The organism is Xanthobacter sp. YC-JY1, from assembly GCF_021730305.1.
Classification (GTDB): Bacteria; Pseudomonadota; Alphaproteobacteria; order Rhizobiales; family Xanthobacteraceae; genus Xanthobacter; species Xanthobacter flavus.
Genome location: NZ_CP032674.1, coordinates 761044 through 775784 on the forward strand (window position 1 = coordinate 761044; position 14741 = coordinate 775784).

A 14741-nucleotide genomic window follows, 5' to 3' on the forward strand; every position below is an offset into this window, starting at 1 on the left:
AGCCATGCAACGCAGCATGGCCAAGGCCCTGATGGATCGACTGGTGAAGCCCGCCGCACTTGCCCTCACCATTGCGGGCCTCCCGCTCGCGGCCGACGCCCGCACCGACCGGCCGGACCTGTTCGTGGATGTCGCAAGCGTGGTGCCGGACGCGGTGTTCGACGTGCGCTATTTCTCCACCGACAATTTCGTCGGCACGCGCGTGGACGGCTACGGCGCCGCCCGCTGCTTCCTCACCCGCCCGGCCGCCGAGGCGCTGGCCAAGGTGGCGGCGGAGGCGAAGAAGAAGGGCCTCGGCCTGCGCATCTTCGATTGCTACCGCCCGGCCCGCGCCGTCGCCCATTTCGCCCGCTGGGCCAGCGACCTGCGGGACGAGAAGACGAAGCCCACCTATTATCCCGACGTTGCCAAGAAGGACCTGTTCGCGGAGGGCTACATCGCCGCCCGCTCGGGCCATTCGCGCGGCTCGACGCTGGACCTGACCCTGTTCGATCTCGCGACGCGGCGGGACATCGACATGGGCACGCCGTTCGACCTGTTCAGCCCGCGCTCCTGGCCGGATTCCGCCGCCGTCACCGCCGCCCAGCGCGCCAATCGCCGGCTGCTCGCGGGGCTGATGAGCGAGAACGGCTTCAAGCCGTTCGACAAGGAATGGTGGCACTTCACCCTGAAGGACGAGCCCTTCCCGGACACCTATTTCGATTTTCCCATCGAGTAGGGGCGGGGGAGGCAACACCGGCAGGCCTCCGCTGCCGTCATCCCCCGCCTTGTGCGGGGGATCCACCCCACCGCTCGCGCCGAGCGGGAAGGCATCGCGCAAGCGGCACCGTGGATGCCCCGGACGAGCCGGGGCATGACGGCCTCAAAACGCTGCAGCCGGCCCATGCCAAGCCTCAGTTCGGCGCGATCTCCTCCACCTTCAGCCGGCGGCCGAAGGTGTCGAAGAAATCGCCTTCGTTCAGCACCAGCCGGTTCTCGCGGATGCGCTGCTCCAGCGCGCGCAGGCGGCCGCGCGCCTCGCCATTCTCCAGCGGGCCGCCATCCTCCGTCTGGGCGAAGAAGGCGGCGCCGTCCCACGCCTGCCGCGAGCCCGCGAACAGGGTGATCATGCCGGCCCAGTCCACCTCGTCGCCGATGATGTTGAGGAAGGTGGAGGCGAGCGGCTTCACCTCTGGCTCGGCAATGCGCACCAGCACCACCAGCGCGGTGAAGCCGCCATGGTCGGCGAAGGTGGCGGCGAGCCAGTCGTCGAAATCGGTGGCCATGGGCTTTCAGAAGTCCACGAGGGGCGTGTCGGGAAGATAGTGCTCAAACAGGTACCAGAAGGCGCTCTGCCGCGTCGTGGCGTACCAGTCCTCGAACGCCGCGAGGGCGGTCTGCGGCGCCGTCTCGCTCTCCATCTCGAACAGCGCCACAGCGACCGGGGCGAAGCGCACGAGCACCTCGGCGCGGGCCTCGCTGTCGTCGGACCAGCCGAGCCGGGCGCGCAGCAGCGCCTGCCCGGCGGCAACCGCCATCTCGGCATCGCCGATGCCGTCGAGGGCGGTGGCGAGGGATCGCATCAGGTCGGCCCGGCGCCAGGCGTGGGCCCGATCGCGCGCCAGTTCCTCGGTGCGGCGGGCGGCCTCGGCGCGATAGGCCGTCTCGGCCACATCGGCCGCGACCTTCGCGGCATCGAGGCGCGCCAGCACGGCGGCGCGGGCCTCACGGGCAGGGTCGGGCGCGGCTTCGGGGGGCGGGGCGGGGAGGTCGGTCTCGGGGCTCATCGTCCCTTCCCGTAGCTGCGGGGGCGCGCATCGGGCGCGGGCTGCTTCGGCGCAGCGGAATTTGGCGCAATGGAATTTGGCGGAAGAGAGTGGGAGTCGAACCCACCAAGGACCGGCTCGCGGCCCCTCCCGGATTTGAAGTCCGGACGCCCCACCAGGGACGCTTCTCTTCCCCGCGACGGCGCCGCCGCGGTGATTTCAGGCGCATCGTCCGCCGCTCCGGCGAACAGGTCCAGCCGGAACGGATTGATGCGCCTCAGATCGCCGCGACGCAAGGTGAGGCCGTGGCGGTCGAAGAATTCGAGGATCTGGATCGCCACCTTGCGCCCGTTCTGCACTTCGTCGCGGAAGGCGGCGGCGGTGAACTCGTCCTTCATGCGGGGGCCGGAAAGGCGGGTGATGATCTCCACCATCTCCGACACCACCGGGCGCAGGAAGAAGTGGTCGTGGGCCACCTCGTCCACCCGGCCCATGCGGCCGAGCAGCTTCATCAGGCGGCGCACCTCCGGCTCCGGCACGGCGAGGAGGCCGGCGATGTCGCGCACGCGGGGCGGGCGGAAGCGCTCCTCGCCCGTGAGCAGCGGCTTGATGCGCGCCCACAGCGCCTCGTCGGCGGCGGCGAGCTTCACGGAGAAATCCGCGCGGCGCACCCAGGCGCCCTCCTGCCGGATTGTGCCGGCGGGCAAAGCGGCGAGCGCGGCGAGGAAGGCGGCGGACGGCAGGCGCGGCTCCAGCATCATGCGCAGCCGCTCGCGGCCGAGGCCCGGCATGTCCGGGTTCTCCGCATGGAAGGCGTCGAGCACGGCCATCACGCTGGCGCAGAAGGTGGCCAGCGTCGCCCGGGTCAGCGCCAGCGTGGTGGCGCCCGCGGCGAGGCGGGCGAGATCGAGCCGCTGCGCCAGCGCCTCCACCTCTTCGGCGGAGAGCGCCCGGTCGCGGGCGAAGGCGTCGAGATCGACGAAATGCGGCGGCACGGCCAGAAGCCCCGCCAAAGCCGCGGCGGGATCGCGCTGCGCCAGCGCATCGAGCTGGGCGATGCGCTCGGGCGTGCGGCGCTTGCGGCGCGGTCCGCGCAGATCGAGGAAGCGGCCGCCGCCGATGGTGCGCTGGGCCGAGGTGTCGCGGATGACGAAGCGGTCGCCCGCCGCCGCCGCGATGGGCGCCTCCAGCACCAGTTGCACCTTGCCGGTGCCACCGGGCGCGATGGCATCGCCGAGCAGCACGAGGCGCGCCCCCACCTCACGCGCGGCATGGTGCAGGCGCACCGGCAGCCACTGGGCGATGGGGCGGGGCTCGGTGGCCAGAACCTTCAGCTCGGCGTCGATATGGTCGGCGGGGGCGTGCAGCGCCGGGTCCAGCACCACGTCGCCACGGGAAATGGCATCCTTGGAGATGGCCTCGCCGGCGAGGTTGATCCCGCAGCGGTCGCCGGCGACGCCGGTCTCGGCCACGCGGTCCTGCGCGCGGATGGAGCGGACGCGGGCGGAAAGGCCGGAGGGGCTCACCGTGACCCGGTCGCCCACCTTCACCGCGCCGGACAGCACCGTGCCCGTCACCACCGTTCCGGCGCCGGACAGGGTGAAGCTGCGGTCCACGGCGAGGCGGAACCGCCCGCCGCCGGCCCGCCGGCCCAACGTGCGCGCGGCCTCCACCAGCATGTCGCGCAGGGCATCCACCCCGTCGCCCCGCGCTGCCGCCACGGGCAGGATGGGGGCGCCTGCCAAGCCGGTGGGGGCGAGGAGGGCGGTGATCTCGGCTTCCACCGCAGCGAGGCGGTCGGCATCGGCGAGGTCGGACTTGGTGAGGGCGACCACGCCCTTGTCGATGCCGAGCAGGTCCAGGATGGCGAGGTGCTCGCGGGTCTGCGGCATCACACCGTCATCGGCGGCCACCACAAGCAGCGCGAAATCGATGCCCCCCGCGCCGGAGAGCATGGTGTGCACGAACTTCTCGTGCCCGGGCACGTCCACGAAACCCAGCACCTCGTCCCCCACCGGGAGATAGGCGAAGCCGAGGTCGATGGAGATGCCGCGGGCCTTCTCTTCCTTCAGGCGGTCGGTATCGACACCGGTGAGCGCACGCACCAGCGTGGTCTTGCCATGGTCGATATGTCCGGCCGTGCCGATGATCACCTAGGGCAGCTCCCCCAGCGGAATGGCGGCGCGGCGCTGGGCGGCGGCGGCTTCTTCCGGGCTCAGCGTGGCGCTGACCGCGTCGAAGAAGCGGTCAGCGAGGGCGCTGTGGCCGGCGCGGGCGCGCAGCAGCCAGGCGAAGGCGGCGATCTTGTCGTGGGGTACGCCGGCACCGAGATGGTAGGCGGCGCCGAGCATGGCCTGCCCGTCCGCGTCGCCCGCCTCGGCGCCCTTGCGCCACCAGCGCGCGGCCTCCACCGGATCGCGATCCGTGCCGAGCGCATTGTGGGCGATCATGCCCAGGCGCGTCATGGAGGAGCCGACGCCCTGCTCGGCCGCGGCCAACGCCCAGCGGCGGGCCTCGGTGGTGTCGGGCGGCATCACCTCGCCCTCCAGCAGCATCCAGCTCAGCATGTCCTGCGCGGGGGCGTCGCCGTCCTCGGCCGCGGCGCGGTACAGCTCGGCGGCGCGGGCATAGTCCTGCGCCACGCCCTGGCCCTTGAAATAGAGGGTCGCGAGGTTGCGCCGGCCCACCGGATCGCCGCCCTCGGCGGCCAGCTCTAGCCAGCGGCGGGCGAGGTCGAGGTCCTGGTCGACGCCGAGGCCGTCCACGAAGCAGGCGCCGATATTGTTCTGGGCGCGGGCATTGCCGGCGCGGGCCAGCGGCTCCCAGATGTTGAGCGCGGTCTCGTACTGGCCGGCGGTGGCCGCCGTCAGCGCCTCGGCCATCAGCTCCTCGGGGGAGCGGGTGTCGGCCACCGGCTCTTCCGGCGCTTCCTCGGTGAAGGCGGGTTCGGTGTAGGAAACCGCGGCATAGCTCGCCTCGGCCACGTCGGTCTCGACGAAATCGGGCGCCACGACCTCGGGTGCCGCGACATGCGGCGCGGGTTCGGGCGCGGGGGCGTCGACGGCGGGCGCGTCCGACGTGCTGGGCGCGCGGGCGAACACGATCTCCTCGAAATTCAGCTCCACCGCCGGGGCTTCCGGCTCGCGCGCGGGCGGCTCGTGGGCGACCGGCTCCGGCTCGGAGACGGGGGCGAAGGGATTGTCCTCGCGCATGCGTTCGCCAAGGCGGGGCCGGCGCGGCGCGGGGGCGACGGGACGTTCCTCGGCCGCGGGGCGCGTGGGGGCAAGGCCGCTGGCGATGTCGCCGAGCAGGGCGTCGAGGTCCACCTCGGCCTCGCTCACCGGGCGGCGCTCGCTGGCGCGCTGCAGGCGGGGCATGGGCGGATGCACATGGGGCGGCCGGGGCGGCGCGCGATCCTGCGGCGCATCGGTCGGCGCTTCCGGCTCGTCCGGTCCCCCGCCCTTGCCCTTCAGTCGGTCAAGCCAGCTCATGTGCCCCCTCCAAAGCGGTCACGGACGCGACAAGCGCCGCTTCGTCATCAAGGCACCTCACATCCAGCACCAGCGCCTGATCGTCAATCCGTCCGATGACCGGAACCGGCAACCGGCGCATGGCATCGGCCAACCGGCCGATGGTGCCGCCGCTGCCGTCGCGGGCGCGGATGGCGAGGCCCACGCCCTCAAGCGTCTCCAGCGGCAGCGCCCCGGAGCCGATCTGGCTGCGGCACGGCACGCTCTCTACGGTGAAACGAGCACCAAGGATGCGCTGAAGATGCGGCGCCAGTCGGGCAGCTTGGGCGGCGAGATCCTCGCGCGACCGGGTGAGGTAACGAAGTGTGGGAAGCCGCGCTGCGAGGCGATCGGGGTCGCGGTAGAGCCGCAGGGTCGCCTCGATGGCGGCGAGGCGCACCTTGTCCACGCGCAGCGCCCGCTTCATGGGGTTCTTGTTGATGCGGGCGATGAGATCGCGCCGCCCCACGATGAAGCCGGCCTGCGGCCCGCCGAGCAGCTTGTCGCCGGAGAAGGTCACGATGTCCGCGCCCTCCGCCAGCGCCTCCCGCACGGTGGGCTCGTGCACGAGGCCGTAGCGGGAGAGGTCGGCGAGGGTGCCGGAGCCGAGGTCGTTGACGAGGGGCACGCCGCCGGCACGGGCGATCTCGGCGAGGTCGCGGGGGGGCACCTCGGCGGTGAAGCCCTCGATGCGGTAATTGGAGGTGTGGACCTTCAGGATCACCCCGGTCTCGGGCGCGATGGCGTCGCGATAGTCGCGCGGATGGGTGCGGTTGGTGGTGCCCACCTCCGCCAGCTCGGCGCCGGCCCGGCGCATGATCTCCGGCATGCGGAAGGCGCCGCCGATCTCGATCAGCTCGCCGCGCGAGACCAGCGCCGGCTTTCCCGGCGACAGGGTGTTGAGCACGATGAGGACGGCGGCGGCGTTGTTGTTCACCAGCGTCGCGTCCTCGGCGCCGGTGAGTTCGCAGATGAGGCCGCGCACATGGTCGTCGCGCTCGCCGCGTCGGCCGCCGTCGAGGTCGTATTCCAGCGACACGGCGTTGCGCATAGCGCGGGTAGCGGCCTCGATGGCCTCCTCGGGGAAGATGGCGCGGCCGAGATTGGTGTGCAGCACCGTGCCGGTGAGATTGAACACCGGCTTCAGGCTGGGGGCGGCGGCGACATCGAGGCGGGCGAGGGCGGCGGCGGCGATCTCCTCGGGCGTCGCGGGGGCGCCGGCACCGGCCTTGAGCGCGGCGCGGCGCTCGTCGAGGGCGTCGCGCACCGCCTGCGTCGCCGCCTGCCGGCCATGGCGCTCCACGGCGGCGCGGGCGGCCTCCGCCTTCAGCACCTGATCCACGGAGGGAAGCAGGCGCAAGGGCGGGGCGGGGGAGAGGGCCGCCGGTGCGTTCGCCATCTCGCCGCCCTCAATAGCCGAGGAGGAAGGGATTGAAGGCGGCGCGCCGATACGGGCCATCCTTCTGCTTGATGTCGAGGGCGAGGCTCGCCACGTCGTCGGCCACCGGATCGAGGCCGTCATCCTGGGTGAGGTAGAACACCTTGGAATAAGCGTGGCAGGTGTCGCAGGTCTCGGCCTTCACCGCGCCGTTGCCGCCCTCCATTTCCTGATAGCCGATGCCGGCGGTGGAGCCGCAGGCGGTGCAGCGCACCCGCACATAGTTCCAGAGCGTGCCGCACAGGGCGCAGGCGCAATAGCGGGCGCCATGGGAGGTCGGCCAGTTGACGATGAGGCTGCCCACCGGCGGCCCGCCGCAGGTGGGGCACACGCCGTCGCCCACCGGAACGAGCCTGGCGGCATCGAGCTGGGACGCGAGGCGGGCGAAATGGGCTTCCAGCGCCGCCGCCACATAGAGGTGCTCGGCCAAAGCTTCCTCGGGGATGGAGGAGGCGAGCACGTTGCGGATCATCTCGCCGCGCGCCACGTCGGAGGCCATGCGCACCCGCTCCAGCGCGGTGCGGGCGGCCTCGGGCTGCTCGATCTTGGTCGCTTCCGCCAGCGCCCGCTCGAACAGGGTGTCGAAGGCGGCGTCGGTGGTGAAATGGCTGCGGTCGAGGGGCGGCATCTCGTTGGCGCGGGCGCGCTCCACCTGCGCCGCCTCCACCGGCTCGGGCGCGGGCGTCGCGGCGATGGCGGCGTGCTGCGCCTCGCAGAGCCCGGCGAGGAAGGTGAGATAGGGGGCGAGGGGATTGTTCTGCGCCAGATGCCGGAACCGCGCCGCGCGCCGCGCGAACAGGATCGAAGGGTCCGGCAGATAGGCGAAGGTCGGCGCCGTCACGCCCTCCAGCACGGAGGGATCGGGAATCGGGGGCGCCGAACTGGGGCCGAAGGTACGCGACATGATGACCTCACGAACCTCACGGGTCACGTGCACCGGACATGAACCTCCCGGTCGCACGCGGCGGCCGGGAGGCCATTATAGGGAAAAGGCCTACTCCGCGGGAGTCCCGCGGGTCCCCGACTTGCGGGAGCTGACCAGCTCGCGGAACCACTTCCTGTGGTGCCGCCACGCCCAGCCGCCCGTCACCTGCCCCTTGGTCATGGCGCTGATGGTGCCCTTGACCCAGATGGCCGCGTAGACGTGGACGATCCACACGCAGATGATCGCCACCGCCGCCAGCGCATGCACCAGAAGGGCGATGCGCTGCTGCTCGATGGTGGTGTAGGAGGCGAAGTAGGCCTGCCAGATCACCACGCCCGAGGTGATGAGCACCATGATGAGCAGGCTCATGCCCCAGAACACCATCTTCTGCCCGGCATTGTACTTGCCGAGCTCCGGCAGCTTCTCCTCATGGCCGGCGATGACGTCGCGGATGCGGCGCATCCAGGTGCCGTCCTCGCTCTTCCAGAGGTTGGCCTTCCAGAAGCGCAGGAACATGCCGGCGAAGGAAAAGAAGAGCACCACGCCGATCCAGGGGTGGATGGTGCGCGTCATCTGCCCGCCGCCGAAAAGGCCGGTGAGGAAATAGAGGCTGGGGTGGAACAAGGCGAGGCCCGAAATCGCCAGCAGGATCAGGCTGATGGCCGTGATCCAGTGGTTGATGCGGGCGCCCACGGTGTAGCGGTCCACTTGCACGGGGCGACCCGGATGAACCGCGTCGCCTTTCTCCAGATCGTAGGGTGCGCTCATGACCGGCCTCCAGACGACAGCTTGTCAGCCGCCAGCTTCTCGGCGTTCGCCTCGTCTTCAGGCGACACCTTGTTGGCGCCGTTGACGAGGTAGTGCAGCGCGCCAGCGAGGGCGGCAAAGCCCATGACGCCGAGGCCCACATATTTGGTCACGCCCTTCCACGCCTCGACGATGGGGCTGATGCGCGGATTGTCCGGCAGGCCCGCATAGATCGAGGGCTTGTCGGCGTGCTGCAGCACATACATGACGTGCGTGCCGCCCACGCCGGGCGGATCATACAGGCCCGCATTCTTGTAGCCGCGGGACTTCAGATCCTTGATGCGGCCCTCGGCCCATTCCTTCATCTGCGTCTTGGTGCCGAAGACGATTGCCTGGGTGGGGCATGCCTTCTGGCAGGCGGGACCCTGGCCGACCGCCACGCGGTCCGAGCACAAAGTGCACTTGTAGGCCTTGTGATCGACCTGCGAGATGCGTGGGATGTTGAAGGGGCAGCCCTTCACGCAATAGCCGCAGCCGATGCACTTGGCGTGGTCGAAGTCCACGATGCCGTTGGAATACTGCACGATGGCGCCGGGCGCCGGGCAGGCCTTCAGGCACCCCGGATCGGCGCAATGCATGCAGCCGTCCTTGCGGATGAGCCATTCGAGATTGTCGGTCTCGGGGTTCACCCACTCGGTGAAGCGCATGAGTGTCAACGACGCCGGCGTGAGGTCCGGCGGGTTGGTGTAGGTGCCGTTGAAGGTGCCGATCTCCTCATGGAGCTCGTTCCACTCAAGGCATGCCGACTGGCACGCCTTGCAGCCGATGCACTTCGACACGTCGATGAGCTTGGCCACCGGCTCCTTGAACTCGACCTGCGAGGGGGAACCGGAGGCCGAGCGGCGGACGAGGTCCGCATCGCTCATCTTGGGCGCCACGGGGGCGGTGGTGGGGTTCGGAATCGGAGGAAACATGCTGGTTCTCCTTTTCCTTACGCCACCGGCCCGGTGGAGGGCTCGATGTTGACGAGGAACGCCTTGAATTCCGGCGTCTCGATGTTCGCGTCACCCACGAACGGGGTGAGCACGTTGGCCGGGAAGCCCTTCTTGGCGGCGCCGACGAAGCCCCAGTGGATGGGGATGCCGACGATGTGCACGGGCTTGCCGTCCACCATCAGGGGACGGATGCGCTTGGTCACGTAGGCCTTGGCGAAGACCGAGCCCCGCTTCGACCACACGCGCACCCAGCCGGCGTTCTGGATCGACTTCTCCTTCGCCAGTTGCTCGGAGATCTCCACAAAGAATTCGGGCTGGAGCACCGAATTCACGTGGTTGTTCTTCGTCCAGTAATGGAAGTGCTCGGTGAGCCGGTAGGAGGTCGCCGCATAGGGGAACTCCTTCGACGCCACGTCCGCGAACTGGGCGAAGTCGTCCTTGAACACGCGCGCCACCGGGTTGCCCCGCACCTTGGGGGCGATCAGGTTGGCGACCGGGCTCTCGAACGGCTCGTAATGCACCGGGAACGGTCCATCCCGCATCATGCCCCGGGTGAACAGGCGGGAGACGCCTTCCGGGTTCATGATGAACGGGCCGACATCCTGCGGCTTGGCGGTGGGGGCGATGTCGGGCACGTCGTAGCCCGTCCACTTGGCCCCGTCCCACCAGATCAGCTTGCGGGTGTCGTCCCACGGCTTGCCGTCGATGTTGCAGGAGGCGCGATTGTAGATGATGCGCCGGTTGGCCGGCCACGCGAACGACCACTTCAAGTAGGCGCCGGTGTCGTCGGGATCGGAATTGTCCCGGCGCGCCATCATGTTGCCCGCCTCGGTGTAGCAGCCGGAATAGATCCAGCAGCCCGCCGCGGTGGAGCCGTCGTCGCGCAGCACGCCGAATGTCGGCACCTGCTTGCCCGCCTCCAGGACCTTCTTGGTGGGGTCGTTGGGGTCGAACACGTCCGAGACCACGTAGCCGTTGAGCTCCTTGGCAAGCTCGTCGGGCGAGGGCTCGTGCGGGTCCTTGTAGTTCCAGGTGAGGTTGACGATCGGATCGGGGAACGCGCCGCCGTCCTTCTTGTACATCTCCTTCAGGCGCAGATGGATCTGCGCCATGATGTAGGTGTCGGGCTTGGCATCGCCCGGAGGGGTGCCGGCGGCCCAGTGCCATTGCAGCCAGCGGCCCGAATTCACCAGCGAGCCGTTGTCCTCGGCAAAGCAGGTGGTGGGCAGCTGGATGACCTCCGTCTGGATCTTGGACGGATCGGCCTGGTTGTAGACGCCGTGGTTTTCCCAGAAGCGCGCGGTCTCGGTCTCCAGCGGATCCATGATCACGAGGAGCTTGAGCTTGGCGAGCGCCTCCGCGAGCTTCGCCTTGTTGGGGAAGGCCTGCAGCGGGTTGAAGCCCTGGCAGAAGTAGATGTTCATCTTCCCCTGCTTCATCAGCTCGAACGCGCGCAGCACGTCATAGGCCGGCACGTCGAGCTTCGGCAGGTAGTCGTAGGCCCAATTGTTGTCCGCCGTCGCCGACGCACCCCACATGGCCTTCTGGAAGGAGACGAAGAACTTCTTGTAGTTCTGCCAGTAACTCATCTGGTTGGGACGCAGCGGCTTGAAACCGCGCGTCGACATGTAGGCGTTGAAGTCCGGCTCCTTCTCCGTCGGGATCGTGAGATAGCCCGGGATCAGGTTGGACATCAGGCCGATGTCGGTGAGGCCCTGGATGTTGGAATGCCCGCGCAGGGCGTTCATGCCGCCGCCGCGCACGCCGATATTGCCGAGGAGCAGCTGGATCATCGCCATGCAGCGGATGTTCTGCGAGCCCTTCGAGTGCTGGGTCCAGCCGAGCGCGTACATGGAGGTCATCGTCTTGGTGGGCGACGAGCACTCCGCCATCATGGACGCCACCTTCAGGAACTTGTCCTTGGGCGTGCCCGTGATGCGTTCGACCAGCTCCGGCGTGTAGACGGAGACGTGCTGCTTCAGAAGGTTGAAGACGCAGCGGGGATGCTGGAGGGTGTTGTCCACGACCGCATAGCCGTCGGGGCCGATCTCGTAGTCCCAGGTGGAGCGGTTGTAGTCCCGCTTCATCTCGTCATAGCCCGTGAACAGGCCGTCCTGGTACCCGAAGCCTTCCTTGACGATGTAGCCGACGTTGGTGAACGCCTTCACATAGTCCCACTGAATCTTGTCGTTCTGGATCAGGTAGTTGATGACGCCGAGCAGGAAGGCGATGTCGGTGCCTTGCCGGATCGGGGCGTAATAGTCCGCCACCGCGGCCGAGCGCGTGAAGCGCGGGTCCACGACAACGAGCTTGGCGCCACGGGTGGCCTTCGCCTCCGTGACCCACTTGAATCCGCACGGGTGCGCTTCAGCGGCATTGCCGCCCATGATGATGACCAGATCCGTGTTCTTGATATCGGTCCACGAATTGGTCATCGCGCCACGGCCAAAAGTTGGGCCCAAACTGGACACCGTGGGGCCGTGTCAGACGCGCGCCTGATTGTCGAAAGCCAGAATTCCGGTTGAGCGCACCACCTTGTAGGTGGCGAACGCGGTTTCGTTGGTGGTGGCGGAGGCGGCGAGGAAGCCGGCGGTGAGCCAGCGGTTCACCGTCACGCCGTCATTGTTCTTGGCGATGAAGTTGGCGTCGCGGTCCGCCTTCATGGCCTTGGCGATCTTGTCGAGCGCCTCGTCCCAGGAAATCTTCTCGAACTTGTCGGAGCCCGCGCGCCGGATCATGGGCTGCTTGAGGCGCTGCTCGGACTTGACGATGTCGAGCAGGGCCGCGCCCTTCGGGCAGAGCGTGCCGCGATTGGTGGGGTGGTCGGTGTCACCCTCGATATGGGTGATGTCCGCCTTCTCGCCCTTGGCGAGATTGCCCTTGGAGAAGATGAGGATGCCGCAGGCCACCGAGCAGTAGGTGCAGGTGTTGCGCACCTCGGTGGTGTTGACGAGGCGGAATGGCTTGATGGTGGAGGCCAGGGCCTCCTCGATGGGACCGAATCCCAACGCGCCCAGCGTCGTTCCCGCCACGCCCGCGCCCGCCGTTTTCAAAAACTGGCGCCGCGAGAGCTCCATGTTCATCGAAGGAAGCCTCCGACCTTTCGTGCCCCGACCGGGGACGGTTTCGGACGGCCTCGGGGCCGCTCCGGGAGCTGGATCACCCAGCGTGACCGGACGGTATTTTGGAACTGGAATGATGTCAATTTTCGCCCGCGCAACTCCGCGTGTTTGAACGAAAATCGCCTTCTTGTCGCATGTTGCGATGCGGCACGCGTGCGCCTGCCCGCTACCGCTTCTGACGTAACGGCATATGGTTTTGCGGCGCCTTCCTGTTGTGCGCTGCCGAAGCATGGCTGACATCACGGAAACGAGCGTTGACCGCGCTTGCAACCCTGACGCAGAGTGACCGCGTGAAGGTCGGTTTGGCTCCCGCGGGTCGGGGCGCACAATCTATCCAGCCGGATATAACATTTCCCGGACCGCAGCGTCGCTGGCGGGGCCGAGGACGCGTATCCGCGCGATCCCGGACGGTCGGGTCTCTGCCTCAGCGCGGCGTGCTGGGCGCGATGGCGCTCGCCCTCGTGCTTGCGGCTGGCCCCCTGCTCATCGCACCCGCCATCGCGGCGGAGGAGGAGCGCGCTCCGCCGGGCCTTCTCGCCGCCGTCGAAGGCCGCCCCGTTGCCCCCGCGCTCTCGCTCGGCGCCCTCGATGGCGCGCCGGTGGCCCTTGCCGCGGACGCGCCGCCGACCATCGTCCATTTCTTCGCCACCTGGTGCGCGCCCTGCCGCACCGAGCTTCCCGCCCTCGCCGATTTCGCCCGTCGCAGCGGCGTGCGGGTGCTGCTGGTGGACGTGGCGGAGCCCGCCGACCGCATCCGCCGCTTCTTCGCCGAGGGAACGGCCGGCGCCGCGCCCGGCCCCGTTCTGCTCGATCAGAACCGCGCGGCGGCGCGGGGCTGGGGTGTCAGCCTGCTGCCGGCGAGCTTCGTGGTGATCTCCGGCCGGCTCGCCCTCGCTTATGAGGGCGAGGTGGACTGGGCCGATCCCAAAACCCACGCCGCGATCGCCGCCGCGGCGGCGCCCCCGCAAAAAAACCAACCAAAAGAAGCCCAGGGAGAACAGACCCGATGACCACCCGTCGCGACCTTCTGAAGGCCGGCGCGCTCGCCGGACTTTCCGCCGGTGCTGCCGCGCTGCTGCCTCGCGCCGCCTTTGCGCAGGCCGCAGAGGCGCGCGTGTTCGCCCCCACGGTGGGCAACTGGCGCAGCTTCCAGATCACCACCACGGTCGAGATCCTGAAGCCGGCCGGCAAGGTGCAGGCCTGGCTGCCGGTGGCTTCCTTCTCCAATCCGGACTGGTTCAAGCCCGGCGAGAACACCTGGACCACCAATGCCCGCTCGGCCAAGATCGTGCGCGATGCGCGCTCCGGCGCCGACATACTGCACGTCGCCTGGGCCGAGGGCGAGCCGGCGCCGAAGGTGGAGCTGGTCAGCCGCGCCACCACCCGCGACTTCGCCGTGGACCTGACCAAGCCCGGCAAGCCGACGCCCCTCACCGCCGAGGATCGCCGCCGTAACACCGCGGCCACGGACCTCATCCCCACCGACGGCATCGTGAAGGCGACGTCCGACAAGATCGTCGCCGGCAAGGCGTCCGAGCTGGACAAGGTCGGCGCCATCTTCCAGTGGATCGTGGAGAACACCTATCGCAACGCCGCCACCCGTGGCTGCGGCATCGGCGATATCGCGGCACTGCTGAAGAGCGGCGATCTCGGCGGAAAGTGCGCCGATCTCAACGCTTTGTTCGTGGGCCTGGTGCGGGCGCAGGGCATTCCGGCGCGCGATGTCTACGGCCTGCGCGTGGTGCCCTCGCGCTTCGGCTACAAGAGCCTCGGCGCCAATTCCGAGATCGTCACCAAGGCGCAGCATTGCCGGGCCGAGGTGTTCCTCTCCGAGTTCGGCTGGACCCCCATGGACCCGGCCGACGTGCGCAAGGTGGTGCTGGAGGAGCCCCCGGGCAAGCTGGCGCTGGACGACCCCAAGGTGGTGGCCGCGCGCAAGGCGCTGTTCGGCTCGTGGGAGGGCAACTGGTTCGCCTACAACACGGCGCACGACGTGGCGCTGCCCGGCTTCGACGGGCCGCATCTCGGCTTCCTCATGTATCCGCAGGCGGTGACCGCGAGCGGCCTGCTCGACTGCCTCGACCCGGACAATTTCAAATATACCATTCGCGCCGCTGAAATCGCGGTGTGATCACGTCGCCGGTCAGGGCGTGGTCCCCGCTGTGGCGGCGCTCAGCGTCGCCCGGCGGGGACATTCTTCCCGGCCTCCCTGCGCGGTGAAGCCCGCCGGGGGGCTGCTCCTTTCTTCCGGAACCCATTC

11 protein-coding genes, 1 tRNA gene and 1 pseudogene are annotated in these 14741 nt (G+C 69.1%); 3 read left to right on the forward strand and 10 right to left on the reverse strand.

What is annotated here, in order from left to right:
- Positions 1-4 precede the first annotated feature (4 nt).
- Positions 5-718: a M15 family metallopeptidase gene (locus tag D7006_RS03640; protein WP_237355587.1), complete on the forward strand. Its 714-nt coding sequence runs from the start codon at positions 5-7 to the stop codon at positions 716-718.
- Positions 719-893: 175 nt separating this feature from the next.
- Here D7006_RS03640 and D7006_RS03645 read toward each other — a convergent pair whose 3' ends face one another.
- The 10 genes and pseudogenes from D7006_RS03645 to fdnG form a co-directional block, all read right to left on the reverse strand.
- On the reverse strand, positions 894-1265 hold the full coding sequence (locus D7006_RS03645) for a hypothetical protein (protein WP_237355588.1): 372 nt from the start codon (positions 1263-1265) through the stop codon (positions 894-896).
- 6 nt (positions 1266-1271) lie between these two features.
- Positions 1272-1766: a hypothetical protein gene (locus D7006_RS03650; RefSeq protein ID WP_237355589.1), complete on the reverse strand. Its 495-nt coding sequence runs from the start codon at positions 1764-1766 to the stop codon at positions 1272-1274.
- A 77-nt stretch (positions 1767-1843) separates the two neighbouring features.
- Positions 1844-1939, reverse strand: a tRNA-Sec gene (locus tag D7006_RS03655).
- Between the two features lie 135 nt (positions 1940-2074).
- Positions 2075-3898: pseudogene (gene selB / locus D7006_RS03660) on the reverse strand (selenocysteine-specific translation elongation factor); the annotation flags it as partial.
- Positions 3899-4627: a tetratricopeptide repeat protein gene (locus D7006_RS03665; protein ID WP_169123859.1), complete on the reverse strand. Its 729-nt coding sequence runs from the start codon at positions 4625-4627 to the stop codon at positions 3899-3901.
- A gap of 595 nt (positions 4628-5222) precedes the next feature.
- Complete coding sequence (gene selA / locus D7006_RS03670; RefSeq protein ID WP_237355590.1) at positions 5223-6653, reverse strand: L-seryl-tRNA(Sec) selenium transferase; 1431 nt, start codon at positions 6651-6653, stop codon at positions 5223-5225.
- Positions 6654-6663: 10 nt separating this feature from the next.
- Positions 6664-7596 (reverse strand): formate dehydrogenase accessory protein FdhE, encoded by a 933-nt coding sequence (fdhE, locus tag D7006_RS03675; RefSeq protein WP_237355591.1) that lies wholly within the window; start codon positions 7594-7596, stop codon positions 6664-6666.
- A 90-nt stretch (positions 7597-7686) separates the two neighbouring features.
- Positions 7687-8385 carry a formate dehydrogenase subunit gamma gene (locus D7006_RS03680; RefSeq protein WP_237355592.1) on the reverse strand — a complete coding sequence of 233 codons (699 nt, stop codon included), beginning with the start codon at positions 8383-8385 and terminating at the stop codon, positions 7687-7689.
- Positions 8382-9338: a formate dehydrogenase subunit beta gene (fdxH, locus tag D7006_RS03685; RefSeq protein WP_237355593.1), complete on the reverse strand. Its 957-nt coding sequence runs from the start codon at positions 9336-9338 to the stop codon at positions 8382-8384. Before fdxH ends, D7006_RS03680 begins: the two co-directional genes overlap by 4 nt.
- 17 nt (positions 9339-9355) lie before the next feature.
- A complete protein-coding gene (fdnG, locus tag D7006_RS03690) occupies positions 9356-12442 on the reverse strand; it encodes a formate dehydrogenase-N subunit alpha (RefSeq protein WP_237355594.1) in 3087 nt (1028 codons plus the stop codon).
- A 485-nt stretch (positions 12443-12927) separates the two neighbouring features.
- On the opposite strand from fdnG, the gene D7006_RS03695 reads away from it, so the two are divergent.
- Both D7006_RS03695 and D7006_RS03700 read left to right on the forward strand, forming a co-directional pair.
- Positions 12928-13491, forward strand: coding sequence for a TlpA disulfide reductase family protein (locus D7006_RS03695; protein ID WP_237355595.1), 564 nt, complete (start codon positions 12928-12930; stop codon positions 13489-13491).
- On the forward strand, positions 13488-14612 hold the full coding sequence (locus D7006_RS03700; protein ID WP_229645374.1) for a transglutaminase-like domain-containing protein: 1125 nt from the start codon (positions 13488-13490) through the stop codon (positions 14610-14612). Before D7006_RS03695 ends, D7006_RS03700 begins: the two co-directional genes overlap by 4 nt.
- Positions 14613-14741 lie beyond the last annotated feature (129 nt).